The sequence below is a fragment of the Sphingobacterium sp. BN32 genome (genome assembly GCF_030503615.1).
Taxonomy (GTDB): Bacteria; Bacteroidota; Bacteroidia; order Sphingobacteriales; family Sphingobacteriaceae; genus Sphingobacterium.
This window is the reverse complement of record NZ_CP129963.1, coordinates 3,198,133-3,211,948: the sequence shown is the minus strand read 5'-3', so window position 1 is coordinate 3,211,948 and position 13,816 is coordinate 3,198,133. Positions and strand designations below refer to the sequence as shown.

General features: G+C 42.7%; 10 protein-coding genes. 6 read left to right on the top strand and 4 right to left on the bottom strand.

Features of this window, described 5'->3' with window-relative positions:
• Positions 1-74: 74 nt before the first annotated feature.
• Complete coding sequence (gene rplT, locus QYC40_RS13585) at positions 75-419, top strand: 50S ribosomal protein L20 (protein ID WP_093098929.1); 345 nt, start codon at positions 75-77, stop codon at positions 417-419.
• Between the two features lie 67 nt (positions 420-486).
• Here the strand turns inward: rplT and QYC40_RS13580 are convergent, their stop codons facing one another.
• The 4 genes from QYC40_RS13580 to QYC40_RS13565 all read right to left on the bottom strand — a co-directional run bounded on the left by QYC40_RS13580 (position 487) and on the right by QYC40_RS13565 (position 7,547).
• The gene (locus tag QYC40_RS13580) at positions 487-1,581 is read right to left on the bottom strand and encodes a metallophosphoesterase (protein WP_301990671.1); all 1,095 of its coding nucleotides are present in this window, start codon (positions 1,579-1,581) and stop codon (positions 487-489) included.
• Between the two features lie 94 nt (positions 1,582-1,675).
• A complete protein-coding gene (locus QYC40_RS13575; protein WP_301990670.1) occupies positions 1,676-3,436 on the bottom strand; it encodes a RagB/SusD family nutrient uptake outer membrane protein in 1,761 nt (586 codons plus the stop codon).
• Positions 3,437-3,442: 6 nt separating this feature from the next.
• Entirely contained in the window at positions 3,443-6,484 is a 3,042-nt protein-coding gene (locus QYC40_RS13570) for a TonB-dependent receptor (protein ID WP_301990669.1), read from the bottom strand.
• Positions 6,485-6,782: 298 nt separating this feature from the next.
• Positions 6,783-7,547, bottom strand: coding sequence for a DeoR/GlpR family DNA-binding transcription regulator (locus tag QYC40_RS13565; protein WP_149525172.1), 765 nt, complete (start codon positions 7,545-7,547; stop codon positions 6,783-6,785).
• Between the two features lie 151 nt (positions 7,548-7,698).
• On the opposite strand from QYC40_RS13565, the gene QYC40_RS13560 reads away from it, so the two are divergent.
• The 5 genes from QYC40_RS13560 to QYC40_RS13540 all read left to right on the top strand — a co-directional run bounded on the left by QYC40_RS13560 (position 7,699) and on the right by QYC40_RS13540 (position 13,815).
• Entirely contained in the window at positions 7,699-8,967 is a 1,269-nt protein-coding gene (locus tag QYC40_RS13560) for an MFS transporter (RefSeq protein ID WP_301990668.1), read from the top strand.
• A gap of 33 nt (positions 8,968-9,000) precedes the next feature.
• Positions 9,001-10,395 carry an FAD-dependent oxidoreductase gene (locus QYC40_RS13555; protein ID WP_301990667.1) on the top strand — a complete coding sequence of 465 codons (1,395 nt, stop codon included), beginning with the start codon at positions 9,001-9,003 and terminating at the stop codon, positions 10,393-10,395.
• Positions 10,396-10,410: 15 nt separating this feature from the next.
• Positions 10,411-11,340, top strand: a complete 930-nt coding sequence (locus tag QYC40_RS13550) for an endonuclease/exonuclease/phosphatase family protein (RefSeq protein ID WP_301990666.1) — start codon at positions 10,411-10,413, stop codon at positions 11,338-11,340.
• Between the two features lie 199 nt (positions 11,341-11,539).
• Entirely contained in the window at positions 11,540-12,772 is a 1,233-nt protein-coding gene (locus QYC40_RS13545; protein WP_301990665.1) for an MFS transporter, read from the top strand.
• A gap of 32 nt (positions 12,773-12,804) precedes the next feature.
• Positions 12,805-13,815, top strand: a complete 1,011-nt coding sequence (locus QYC40_RS13540; protein WP_301990664.1) for a 2-hydroxyacid dehydrogenase — start codon at positions 12,805-12,807, stop codon at positions 13,813-13,815.
• Position 13,816 lies beyond the last annotated feature (1 nt).

The following is a 13,816-nucleotide window of genomic DNA, read 5'->3' as shown; positions in this document are numbered from 1 at the left end:
TTTTTTAACCGGGTATCAGGTAGTAAGATTGCTGAAAAACGTAACACCTTATACCAAACAAAAATTTACAAATTATGCCACGTTCGGTTAACGCAGTAGCTTCTAGAAGAAGAAGAAAAAGAATCCTTAAATTAGCGAAAGGCTATTATGGATCACGCAGCAAAGTTTATACTATTGCTAAAAACACAGTAGAAAAAGGTTTACAGTACGCTTACCGCGACCGTAAAACCAAAAAACGCGAGTTCAGAGCTTTATGGATCCAACGTATCAACGCTGGAGCTCGTCAACACGGAATTTCATATTCTCAATTAATCGGTAAATTAAATGCTAAAAACATTGGCTTAAACCGTAAGGTATTAGCTGACTTAGCTTTAAACAATCCGGATGCTTTCAAAGCAGTTGTAGACGCAGTAAAATAGAGTTTTAAACCGCTATCAATTTGTTAGATATAAAGAAACCACTCGTAAGAGTGGTTTTTTTTGTGCGCTAGTTTAGCTTAATCGTAAACTCATCGTAGTCTTCTGTGCGCCAGGCCATGTTTTGGGTATTGGAGGATAGCGCAAAGAAAGGGGAGAAGGTGCGTACTTTTACGGTCTTTCCATCCGGCAGGAATTCTAGTATTCTGATCCAGCCGTCGCCACCGCTTCCGTAGGTCCCGCCACCTAAAGCTTGTGCATTAAAAGTCATCTGGCTCACATTCTTTCCGGCAGCATTTTTATCGATTCTAAATCCTAAATGTTTCTTCACATCATTCGGCGATCCAATGTGCCCGGAGAATACCATTTCAATATTTTTGGATGGCTTCACCAGTCTGTTGAACACAGACGTTCCGTAGTTTGCATCCTGAAGGTCGTATTTCGCAGTCTCGATATGTTCGTTCTTGAAGTTTAGGTAAGCATGGGTAAGCAAAAGAACGCTGTGGTTAGCATATTTTTCGTGGTTGACCACTTGGTTTGCCCAGCGTAAGATCGTGTCTCTAGGGGCGAATTCTAGCGATAGGAACAAGAAGTCTTTGCCATGAGGTGATTTCCATTCATAGGATGCATTTTCCAAGCTTGGATTTCCATACACATTGGCGGTCACCTCGCGCAGCAGTCTTTGGTTCTTGCTGTTTTTGTCAGCAGGGAAGTACTGCGGGAAATGGGTGGTTTTGGGTTTGTGGGTATAGCTGAAAATATTGTAATCGTGGTTCCCTGTTGCGGTAATATAGGGGATCTTTCCATCGAGCTTTCCAAAGGCTTTTGCGGAGGCTTCCCATTGTTGTTTGCCGGTTTGGTCCATCTTCTTCGGATCCGGGTTGATGATATCATCGTGTTCGACCAGGTCGCCGGTACACATCACCATTTTGATGTTCATTTTTTCTTCGTTTTCCACGATCCAGTTCATCATGACATCCAGAATGGGTTGGTTTCTTTTGAACTTGACATAGTTCTGTATGTCTGGTAGCAGAATCATGGTCCAAGATTGTTGATTCTCCAGACTAGGCTGTTTGAATTTAACCTGCTCCTGTGCCTTACTATCTATCGGTTTTAAGAATAAGCAGGCTAGGGCGAGTGCTAGAAATTTGTGGTATGGTTTCATAAGCGTTGATTTTGATTAGAAACAACAAACGTGACCTGGAGGGGGCCACGCTTGCTGATATTTACATACTATTGTGATTTAAACAAATCCATTATTAATATCCCGGGTTTTGAGTCATCGCTGGGTTTGCATCTATTTCTTTGATGTCAATTGGCCAGTATTCATCTTTGTTCACCTGGAATTTTACTTCTTGCGTGCCGAACGATTTTATTGCTACACTATGGTTGTAAACCGGGTTAGCATTTTCATCGATTCTTTGGATCGCTGCTTTCGTCCATGCGTTTGCATCTCTGTTTAGATAGATGTATCCGTTCATCACGTCTTTAGCGATGTTCCAACGGCGTAAGTCGAACCAACGTAATCCGTCGTTTGCAAGCTCTACTTTGCGCTCGTAACGCAACGCTTGGCGCATCTGTGCTTGTGATAAACCTTGAGGAAGGTTCGGCATCTTCGCGCGTGAGCGGATTTCGTTGATGGCATCGTAAACCGACTGGTCTATGCTTCCGCTTTCGATTTTTGCTTCTGCATAGATCAATAGCAATTCAGCATAACGGAAGATACCTACGTTAAGGTCTGATTCTCCCGATACAGATGTGGTTGCATATTCGCTTAAGTCCGTATGTTTTCTCCATAAATAACCAGAGAACGAACGGTACGCATTTGTTGCATCGGTGTTATTTTGAGAAGTTGGTTTTGTGCCAGTTCCGTTGATCACCGGCCAGTAGTTGTTTACTTTCGCAAACTTTGCGTTCGGTTCGAATTGGAAACCGAAGTAACGCGAGCCTGGGCGTGCGGTGTACATATCTAAGCGAGGGTCGCGGTTTTCGAATGGCTTCGCCTCGTTGTAGATAGTTGACTCGGTGATGTATTTTCCTTGGATGTCTTGGAACGAGTCGATGAAGTTTTGAGTTGGCCCCCAGTAACAAACACCCTTACCCAAGCGTGATGCCATGTAGTAAGTTTGGTTGTGCGTATTGGCATTGATGGCTTTGTTGTATTCTGCCACCCAGATCCATTCTTTGCTATCTTTATAACCTGCGTGTCCATAGATGTTTGCCGATTGTGGCTCGCCGTCTGCATGCCCTTTCCCTACGTATGCGATTGTTGCGTCAAATGGTGTAAGGGCGTGCTGACCTTTTGCTAGATCCAATGCTTTTTTCGAAGCCGCTACAGCCACATCGTAGCGTTGATAGTTTAGGGCTACGCGCGCTTGCAACATGTAAGCAGCAACGCGTGATGCGCGAACATTGCCTGAAGTTGCTTGTGAAACCGGTAAGTATTCTGCCGTTTCTTCCAATTCTTTGATGATGAAATCAATGACTTGCTTTTTATCAGTTCGCCCCGGTAGCTCATCATTTAGCTTTAATGCTTTAGTTAATAATGCGACGTCGCCATATAGTTCAACTAATTGCGAGTAACAATACGCGCGGATAAAACGCAACTCAGCGTTGGTTTTGTTGTACTGTTCTTCACCCATGCTGGCTTTCAAGGGCTCTAGATTATCTAATACCAGGTGCACGCGAGCGATGGTCTTGTAGTGTGCCGACCAAGGCTTTGTTGCTAATGCGTTATCCGTAGTGATTGAACTCGTGATAGGGGATGTATAGTTATTGCCCGGACGCGCATAGCCAATATCGGTAATATTGTCCATGACGTGCCATATCGGCGTGCTGGAGGCATCGATCAGCGTCAATGCTTTATATGCTCCTAATAGTCCAAGTTCTGCTTCTTTAGCGTCTAATGGGAAGTTTTCTGTGGATGGACCGTTCAGGTTCAAACGATCCAATTCGCATGATGTCATCAATGCTGCGCATAACATGCTAATTCCTAATATTCTTTTTGTATGCTTAATCATGATGTCTTAAAATTTAATGTCTAAACCAAATGTGTACACTTTAACTTGTGGGTAGTAGTTACCGGCACCTAGCGATACGTTTTGCGCTGCGCCCGCATTGTAATTGATCTCTGGGTCGTAGCCTTCATAGAAGTTGGTTTTGGTGAATAAGTTCTGTCCATTTGCGTAGATGTAGATTCCTCCGATCTTCGCGTTTTGGAACCATTCGGTCGGGAATTGGTATCCTAAATGGATGTTCTTAAGACGTAAGTATGATGCTGATTTCAACCAGAAATCAGAGTTCTGTGTGTTGTTTGTCGAAGTAACGGATAAGCGTGGAAGTGAAGCATTTCTGTTGTCTTCTGTCCAGTAATCCAATTGCCAAGGCTTGATTGCTGATGAGTTAACTGCCGGGATTACGTAGTGTGAATCTAAGTAGCCATCTACTTTTGCAACGCCTTGTAAGAATGCACTAAATTTGAATCCTTTATAACCTAAGTCTAAGTTAACACCATACGTGTAGCGAGGGATTGTATTACCGATGATCTGTTTGTCAGCATCAGTAATTTTTCCATCAGGGATTGCATTTCCGTCTGCATCAAATGCGCCAGCGATATCTTTGAAACGGATATCTCCGGGTTTCAATGTTCCGAATTGAGTAGGGCCATTGTCGATTTCTTCTTGAGATTGGTAGTAGCCATCAGAAACATATCCATAGATGGAGTTGATTGCGTAGCCTTGTTGTTGGCGAAGCAATGTTCCTACTGGTCTGCTTCTCATGTCAAGAATCTTGTTTCTTACATCCGAGAAGTTGAAGCCTAGTCCGAATTTGAAGTCACTCCATTGGTTGTCATAACGACCACCAACTTCCCAGCCTAAGTTTTCTACTTTCGCAGCATTTTGGTATGGCTCGTTCAATCCGTATAATGCCGAGATTGGAAGCGTCATTAAGATACCATTCGTGTGTTTTTTATACCAGTCGAATGTAAAGCTGAATTTATCGAATAGGGTCGCGTCTAAACCTACGCCTGTTGCTGTTGTTTCTTCCCAACGAAGGTCAGGGTTAGCAAGCGTATTTAAAGTTACCAATTGGCTGATTGCACCGCCCATTGAGATACCGCCTAGGGCTAAGTTCTCCGAGAATGGTTGGTAAGTGCTACCGATATTTTGGTTTCCAAGGATACCCCAAGAAGCTCTGACTTTTAATTGATTGATCTTAGAGCGTAGGTTTTCCATAAAAGGCTCTTGCTCTACTCTCCATCCTGCAGAGAACGAAGGGAATGTTGCCCAGCGATTGCTGCCTAGGAAACGGGATGTACCATCGTAGCGTAAGTTAGCTTCGAACAAGTAACGGTCTTTGTAAGCGTAGTTGAAACGTGAGAAAGCCGATACTAATAACCATTGGTCTTGTGTACCATCATTACGTTTTTTCTCGGTGTCTGCACCTGCATTTAATACTTCGTAGGTATCGTAAGTGTAGTCACGACGGTAACCCATTAGGTATTTTTCGTCGTACGTTTCACGTGAAGTACCTACCATTAAGCTTAAGCTATGGTCGTTGAATGTTTTTGCTGCAGTAGCGTGGAATTGGTAGTTTCCGTAGAAATAACGGTAAGCAGATTCTGTTAATTCTGTTGACTCTGCTGCTGCACCTGCTTCTGCTCCGCCCGAGTAATAAGTCATCAACGCTTTAGAGAAGTTGTGAATATTTCTCGTGCGATAGCGAGGAGCAACTAAACCAGTAATGGATAACCAGTTAACTGGTTTGTAGTTTAGGGATAGATTACCGATTAACTCGATGTTATTTACTTTTCTGTTTCCACCATCTTCGATAAAGCCTACAGGGTTATTCTTAACCCATCCTTCAGACCATTTATCGCCATAGCGGATTGGAATATTCGTAGGCATACGACCCAGGTAATTCCAGACGGTTCCTTCATTGGCAATCTGTAAGCGGTCGCCGTTCATAACCGATAAGTCAACCTTGATATTCAATTTATCATTCGGGTTGATATCCATGTTATTTCTGAAGGTATAGCGTTGGTAGTTTGTATTCTTGATTAAACCATCTTGTTTAACATAGCTTAAAGAGGGATTAACGCGAATAACGCCTGACCCTGTAGATAAGGATGCAAAATGGTTATGCGTGAATCCTGAACCACTTAAGATCGCTTTCTGCCAATCGTAGTTGTCTGGGTTCTCTGCATATAATTGATCGAATTCATCGAAGTTTTGTTGTGTGTATATTTCTTTACCACCATCATTGATACTTGCTTCATTGAATACACGCATAAAGGTGCGGCCGTCTGTCACCTCAGGGATGAAGGTCGCGTCTTGCCAGCCTGTATAGCCTTTGTAGGTTAAGTTGAACGCATCTTTTGCACGTTTTGTAGTCACTAGGATAACACCGTTTGCAGCACGAGAACCGTAGATAGCTGCTGATGCAGCATCTTTCAACACTGACATTGACTCGATTAAGTTCGCGTCGATCGAGTTTAAGTCGCCTGCAACACCGTCGATGATTACTAATGGCTCACTAGCGGAAGAGAAGGAGTTTACACCGCGGATACGGATCGATGCTTGGTCGCCGCCCGGTGCGCCTGTTTGTGAAGTCACGGTTACACCTGGTGCCAGACCTTGTAATGCCGTAGAGGCAGATACAGCAGGACGATTCTCCAGTTGAGACGCGCTGATTGTTGAAACTGCACCCGTAAGATTTGTTTTCTTTTGTGTACCATAGCCGACAACGACAACTTCGTCTAGGTTGGTTAGGTCACTCTCTAACGTCACGTTGATCGTAGTTTGTCCGGATACGGTTCTTTCTACGGTTTTGAAACCGATGCCTTTAAAGATTAACACATCGCTTTTTTCAGCTTGTAAAGAGTAGGCTCCAGCGTCATCCGTTGCGGTAATGGCGTTAAGTCGACCTTTGATGCTGATAGAGACACCTTGCACAGGTTCCCCCTCTGTGTTGGTCACTTTCCCCATTATTTGTAATGGCTGTTGAGCTAATACCATTCCCAATGGCATTATTAACAGCATTAAAATGAGTTGTAATTGTTTTTTCATTTAGATGTTTGTTAATGATAGAAGGTAAAAATGTAATAAGTAATGTTTTCCTTACGGAGCGTGTTTTTATTTCTTAAATAATGTTTCGAAACTAGATTTATAATATTAACATTATGTTAAGGCTATATTGTATTCTTATTAAATCGTAAGATAATATAACATATAACATGGGTTTTACCACAAATTGGTATTGGTTATTGTTTTTGAAACAATGTTTCGAAATTAAAAAAAAGATTTTTAAACACAAGCGTTTAAAAATCTTTTTTTGAGGTAGATGAATAAAATGAGGGTAGATTGATTAGGCAAGGATCATTTTAATACCTAATTCTTCAATAGCTTTGACCGTATCAGGCGATACTTTTGGGTCAGTAATAATGTAGTCTACATCGATCAGTTCGCAGATCTTACCTAAGCCGCGTTTTCCAAACTTCGAACTATCCGCTAGTATAGCTACCTTTTGTGATGTTTGTAACATCTTTTGGTTCAGCGTAGCTTCCGGCAAATTAGAAATGGAGATCCCGAATTCCAAGTCGATGCCATCGGCACCTAGGAATAAGATTCCACAACTGATGTCTTCTAAGATGCGCGTGGCATAATGTCCAGCTACGGACGAGCTGTTGGAGCGGATGAGTCCTCCGAGTTGTAAAACCTCGATATTCGGCTTTCCGCTAAGTTCTAAACCTACTTTTAGCGCTGGTGTGATCACAGTTAATCCCTGAGTGGACTCTAGGTTCTTGGCTAAAGCGAAGACCGTAGTGCCAGATCCAATCATAATGGAATCGTTGTTTTTAATCAGGCGTAAAGCGGCAATTGCGATGCGTTGTTTTTCGTCACTATTAATCGTTTCTTTAATTAATATCGGACGGTCAATGGCATAAGGGTTACTGCTGGAGGCACCTCCCTTAATGCGGAACAACAAGTTTTTGTCTTCTAAAAGCTTAAGATCTTTACGGATCGTTACGCTGGAAACTTTCATGGTTTCACATAGCCAGTCAATCGTAATCTTTCCTTTTTCTTTTAAGCTTTTTAGAATGAATTCGTGTCTATCTGTTATATTCCTCATAATTCATTGTGTCAGTTAATAAGTTTAACAAATATAAACGACTTTTCCTATTTGTGGCTTTCTTTTTTTTTATTTAAAAATGTTTTATTTCTAATCTTTTTTTCTACATTTGACTTGTTAGATTTAGATTCAGCAATAACCAAAATACCTTATGTCAAAATTTATACTGCCGATTCCAGCTCACAAACGTCGTTGGTTTATCATATTCGTCATCTTTCTGGCTATCGTCTTTAACTACTATGATCGTCAGATAGTTTCGATATTGAAACCTATGCTGAAGGAGGAGTTTGATTTGGGAGATGATGGTTATGCGTTGGTGTTGAATGTTTTTACCGTATTCTACGCGCTGATGTATCCTGTGTCCGGATGGCTTGTTGATAAGTTTGGCGAGCGCAAGGTGATGCTTGGCGGTATCTTGGGATGGTCGATCGCTTGTTTGGGTGGCGGCTTCTCGAGAACGTTCGGTTCTTTCTTATTTTTTAGAGGGATGTTGGGAGCGGCAGAGCCTACTAATTTTCCGGCACAACTAAAGGTAGTAACCGTTTGGTTTTCCGGCAAGCTTCGCGCCACAGCAAATAGTTTATGTGTGGCAGGTAGTTCGATCGGAGCCATCATTGCGCCTCCATTGGTGGCTTGGTTAGCAATGCGCTATAATTTTCATACGGTTTTTATCGTTGCAGGGGTAGTCGGATTAATCATTGCGTTGCTTTGGTTCTTAATCTATACGGAGCCGCCTGCGGAAATCAGAGCGGAGGCTACAGGTGCGCAGGTCGATCAAAAGGAAGAAACAGCCTTCACTTGGGGTCAGTTATGGAGCAGAAAGACCTTATGGGGTATCTTGCTTATCCGTTTTGTTAGTGATCCGGTTTGGTATTTCTGTTTATTCTGGTTGCCTGGCTATCTGCAGGAGGAAAGTGGGTTGACATTAGCTCAGATTGGCATGTTCGGCTGGATACCGTTCTTAGTTGCTGATATCGGTGCAATTGGAACGTCTGCATGGTCTGATAAGATGGTGAGAAATGGTAAGGAACCGTTGCTTGCTCGTAAGATTATGTTGAGCAGTATCGCGGTGTTGGCTCCTTTGTGTTGTTTAACAACCTATGTAACGAGTCCTTATTTGACGATCTTTATCTTTGCGTTGGTGGCGGTAGCTTGTTTAAGCTGGTTGTTTACTATCAGTGTAGTAATTGCTGAAGCATTTCCGGTGAAGAACGTGGCTTCGGTACTGGGGATCGCAGGAGGATTTGGCGCATTAGGTGCTGTATTGTTCAACTATTTCGTAGGTCAAATGATGGGTTCATTGGGTGCTGGAACCATCTTTATTGCAATGGCCTTTATGCATCCAATTGCTGTTTTGATTCTGTGGACGATGGTTAAGAAAGAGAAGCCGGAAGAGCATCAAGCAGCTATAGAAGCGTAATTAAAAGATTTAAAATATTATTTATAATTCGACATGGGAGAAGTAAAGACTATTCTTGAGCCCGCGAGAGAGACGCCGGTTCGTATGGATGTGGATGTATTGGTTGTTGGTGGCGGACCTGCAGGTATCATTGCAGCTCAAGCGGCCGCATCTGATGGTTTGAAGGTTGCATTAATCGATAACCGTAGTTTTGTGGGTGGCAATATGACGATTGGTTTACCTATTCTAGGTTTCCTTGGTCAGAAAGGAAATCAGATCATTAAAGGTTTGCCACAGAAGTTTATCGACAGATTGAAAGAAGTTGATGCTGCTTCGGAGCACCGTCCATGTCCTTTGCACATGAGTTTAACTTTAGTTGAACCCGAAGCGGTAAAGAATGTTGGTCTGAAAGTGTTGGAGGAAGCAGGCGTTAAAGTATTGCTGTATGTATTCTCGGCGGGAGTTGTGATGGAAGGTGATGAGCTGAAAGGTGTAATCATTGAAAGCAAATCAGGTAGAGAAGTGATATTGGCTAAAACGGTTATTGACTGTACAGGTGATGCGGATGTTGCTTACAAAGCCGGTGTAGAATGTGAGCAAGGGAATGAAGTTGGAGGTGCGCAGCCACCGACCTTGATGTTCTGTATGGCGAATGTGGATACCGACAAATTGCGTATGTCTATCGCTGAAGAACCTAGAACATATTTAACGGATTTCATTCCTGCGGAATACTTCGGACAGAATCATCAGTTCATCGTGGTAGGTCTTCGCAGTGTGATGGAAAAAGCTCGTCAGGCAGGATACCATCTTCCAGTTGAGCGTACGATCCTGATTACAGGTTTGCGTGAGGGCGAAGTATGGGTGAATATGTCGCGTATCAACGGTGTAGATGGTACTAATCCGGAAAGTTTGACTTTCGGTGAAATTGAAGGCCGTAAGCAAGTAGAAGAGATCCAACGCTATTTGCAGGAGTATGTTCCAGGATTTGAGAACTCGCATTTTACTAAAATGGCGCCTTTCTTAGGTATTCGTGAATCTCGTCGCATTGTAGGAAACTACGTGATGACAGCGGATGACATCTTAGGTTGCCGCAGATTTGATGATGCAGTGGCTGTAGCGAGTTACCCATTAGATATTCACCATCCCGAAGGTGGCGGTTGTACATTGACTTGGTGTGGCGATAGCTATGATATCCCATACAGATCATTGGTTCCGCAAAAAGTGAAGAACTTATTAGTAGCAGGTCGTTCAATCTCGACTACACATGAGGCGATGTCTGCAATTCGCGTAATGGCGCCATGTATGGCCATGGGTGAGGCAGCAGGCCGTGCAGCGAAATTAGCTGTTCGTAAGGGCGTATCACCATCGGAAGTAGATGTGGCAGAATTACGTGCAGAACTTATCAACTCAGGTGCTTACTTAGGCGAAGAAACTGCAGCAAACGCATAAAAAATACAACATCCTATGAATGATTTTAATAACTCTTCAAGGAGAAACTTTATAAAGCAGGCGGGCCTTCTGGCAAGCCTGCCTTTGCTAGGCTCTAGCCAGGTGCTTGCATTGGATTCGCAGAAAGCAAATGTTGGTATCCGCGTTCTTTCTTGCAATATCCGTGTGGATTTACCGGAAGATAACGAGAAAGGACTGGGTTGGCAACATCGACGTGAAGCCTGTATTCAGGTAATCAAGAAACAGCAAGCCGACTTGATCGGTTTTCAGGAAGTTCTTAGAAATCAGTTCTTAGATTTAAAGAATGATCTAAAAGACTATTTTGCTTTTGGATTTGACGGTCCGGAGATGGATAAGTTCAAAGAAGGCTATCATGGAATTGCGAAAAACCCTATTCTTTTTTCCAAGAAGCGCTTTGAATTGATCACAGCAGGGGGGTATTGGTTATCCGAAACTCCACTGATTGCAGGAAGTATCTCCTGGGGAAGTGCGAGAGCGAGAAACTGTAGCTGGGTGCGACTGCTGGATAAAAAAACGAACAGAGAAATCCGACTGATTAACTTACATCTGGATCATGTTAGTAATGAAGCAAAGCTAGGTCAGATCAAAGTAGTACTAGAGGAAGCAGCGCAATATCAAGATGACTTTCCGCAGATACTTACCGGAGATTTCAACAATGGATATGGCGCCGGTCTTTATCCCGAGATCATCAATGCGGGATGGAAAGATAGCTACGTATTGAGCAATGGTGATGCAAAACCTGAAGGAACGACCAATGCATTCCGTCCGGATGATGCTGAACGAAATGCCAAAGCGAAGAAGATCGATTTCATATTCATTAAAGGTCAATTGAGTGCGTCGAAGTCGGTTATCATAAAAGATCGATGGAAGAATATTGTGCCTAGTGACCATTGGTTTTTGTCAGCAGATATTAATTATATCTAGTCCTGAACTGAGGTTGATGTAGTGACCCAGCGAGTAGGTTTTATTTTGTAAACTACTTGAATTAAATAAACGGAAAAGCGTTCTTAATAGCCCACTTTTCCTTTTTTTGGGTCTGATTACTTTTAAAATATTATATTTTGTTAATTTTTATTTATTTTAGATAGCATATTTACATCAACCAATTACAATACTAAACCTAATGGCACAAGACAATTTAATGAACAGGCTGGGGATACCTAGCAATTTAAAGTGGGGATACCTAGGTATTCTGATTTTTATGATGGGGGACGGCGTCGAGCAGGGATGGCTGAGTCCTTATCTGATTGAACATGGCATGTCCATCGAACAATCCTCGCTACTATTTACGGTGTATGGAATTACCATAGCAATCTCTTCTTGGTTTTCCGGCGTATTAGCCGAAAGTTATGGACCAAGGAAGGCGATGGCCATGGGACTTCTACTTTACATCATCGGTACGATAGGTTTTGTGGGTATGGGGATGGCGAAATTAGACTACACATCCATGTTGTTTTTCTACGCAATCAGAGGATTTGGATATCCGTTGTTTGCTTATTCGTTCATGGTTTGGATAACCTATAAAGCGCCACAAGATATCTTAGGTCGGGCAGTCGGATGGTTTTGGTTTGTATTTACAGGTGGATTAAATGTATTGGGAGCCTATTATTCCAGTTGGGCATTGGAGCGATGGGGATATGAAAATACCTTATGGAGTTCAATCTTATGGGTATTGGTAGGGGCGTTCTTTGCATTGGTTTTAAACCGTGATAAGTTCGAAACAAAAGCTTCCAAAGGTTCTAAGATGCAAGAACTGAGCAACGGATTAACCATCGTTAAGAAGGAACCAAAGGTATTGATCGGCGGAATTGTGCGTGTCATCAACACGACAGCGCAATTTGCATTTCCCGTATTCCTTCCGCTATATATGGCAGAGCATGGCTTCGACACGAAAGAATGGTTGCAGATATGGGGGACCATCTTCACCAGTAACATCATCTTCAATCTGATCTTCGGATTTGTTGGCGACCGCTTAGGATGGCAGAATACCATCATGTGGTTTGGTGGCGTAGGATGCGCTATCACGACAGTCTTGTTTTATTATTCACCGATTTGGTTTGGGGGGAGTTATTGGGCGGTAATGGCCGCTGGTATCGCATGGGGAGCGTTGCTCGCAGGATATGTTCCATTATCAGCACTTGTTCCTTCGCTTGTCAAAGAAGATAAGGGAGCTGCGATGGCTATCCTCAATTTAGGGGCAGGTCTACCGGTATTTGTCGGACCGGCAATCGTCGGATTATTAATTAGCACCATTGGAAGTGCGGGCGTTATTTGGGTTTTGGCAGGACTGTATTTAGTCAGCGCTGTATTGACCAAATTTATCACCATTCCAAAAGAAGTAGAATCACACAATTAACAATAAATAGTTTAGAATAGTATAGAATAATTATGAAAGTATTACTTACAGCGCCTTACGAGAATGCGAAAGCTTTGAAAGAGTTGGAAGGCCTTTTTGATGAAGTTGTTTACCGTTCATGGAAACCTCATGGACGTGCATATAATCCTGAAGAGTTAACTGCATTGATCCAGGAAACGGGAGTTGATGCTTTGATTTCTGAACACGATGAAATAACAGCTGATGTATTACGTGCGAATCCTGAATTAAAATTCGTAGGAATTTGCCGCGGTACACCTTCCAATATCGATCTAGCGGTTGCTACAGAATTAGGGATTCCGGTATTTAACACGCCGGCAAGAAATGCGCAAGCGGTTGCCGAGATGTTTATTGCTAATGTGATCACCTTAATGCGTAATACCATCCCAGGTATCAACTGGTTGGAAGGAAAGAACTGGGGCGAAGGCGCACATACCTCATACTTGCAATTTAAGGGCAATGAATTGGCTGGCAAGCGCGTTGGTATGGTAGGATTCGGAGCGGTCGGACAGCACATTGCGCGTATGCTTGTCAATTTCCCATGTGAAATCTATTACTTTGATCCATATTACACGGATGAAAATACAGACTTCAAAAAGGTAGAATTGGATGAGTTATTTGCGGAGTGCGACGTAGTCGGTATCCACTTGCCGGTAACTAATGAGACGAAAGGTATGATCGATAAGAAATACCTTTCACTGATGAAACCTGAAGCGATCTTCGTCAATACGGCACGTGCAACGGTTGTTAATCGTGAGGATTTGCTGGACATCATCGAGAATGGTAAAATCAGAGGAGCTGTGTTGGATGTATTCTACAACGAACCACCTGATGAGATCGACTATAAAATGATCTTGAACAAAAACGTGTTGGCAACACCGCATATCGCCGGTGCAACGCATGAGGTGGAAGATCACCATGCATTTATTATGAACAATAACTTGCGTGAGTTCTTTATCAATGGCAATAAATCGATAAAACAACTGGTTAACAAAGCAGTTTTAGATAAAACAACGATTCAATAAT

What these genes read in the sequence shown, in the direction of transcription:
- rplT (WP_093098929.1), top strand. Translation starts at nt 75, where the DNA reads ATGCCACGTTCGGTTAACGCAGTAGCTTCTAGAAGAAGAAGAAAAAGA.
- QYC40_RS13580 (WP_301990671.1), bottom strand. Translation starts at nt 1,581, where the DNA reads ATGAAACCATACCACAAATTTCTAGCACTCGCCCTAGCCTGCTTATTC.
- QYC40_RS13575 (WP_301990670.1), bottom strand. Translation starts at nt 3,436, where the DNA reads ATGATTAAGCATACAAAAAGAATATTAGGAATTAGCATGTTATGCGCA.
- QYC40_RS13570 (WP_301990669.1), bottom strand. Translation starts at nt 6,484, where the DNA reads ATGAAAAAACAATTACAACTCATTTTAATGCTGTTAATAATGCCATTG.
- QYC40_RS13565 (WP_149525172.1), bottom strand. Translation starts at nt 7,547, where the DNA reads ATGAGGAATATAACAGATAGACACGAATTCATTCTAAAAAGCTTAAAA.
- QYC40_RS13560 (WP_301990668.1), top strand. Translation starts at nt 7,699, where the DNA reads ATGTCAAAATTTATACTGCCGATTCCAGCTCACAAACGTCGTTGGTTT.
- QYC40_RS13555 (WP_301990667.1), top strand. Translation starts at nt 9,001, where the DNA reads ATGGGAGAAGTAAAGACTATTCTTGAGCCCGCGAGAGAGACGCCGGTT.
- QYC40_RS13550 (WP_301990666.1), top strand. Translation starts at nt 10,411, where the DNA reads ATGAATGATTTTAATAACTCTTCAAGGAGAAACTTTATAAAGCAGGCG.
- QYC40_RS13545 (WP_301990665.1), top strand. Translation starts at nt 11,540, where the DNA reads ATGGCACAAGACAATTTAATGAACAGGCTGGGGATACCTAGCAATTTA.
- QYC40_RS13540 (WP_301990664.1), top strand. Translation starts at nt 12,805, where the DNA reads ATGAAAGTATTACTTACAGCGCCTTACGAGAATGCGAAAGCTTTGAAA.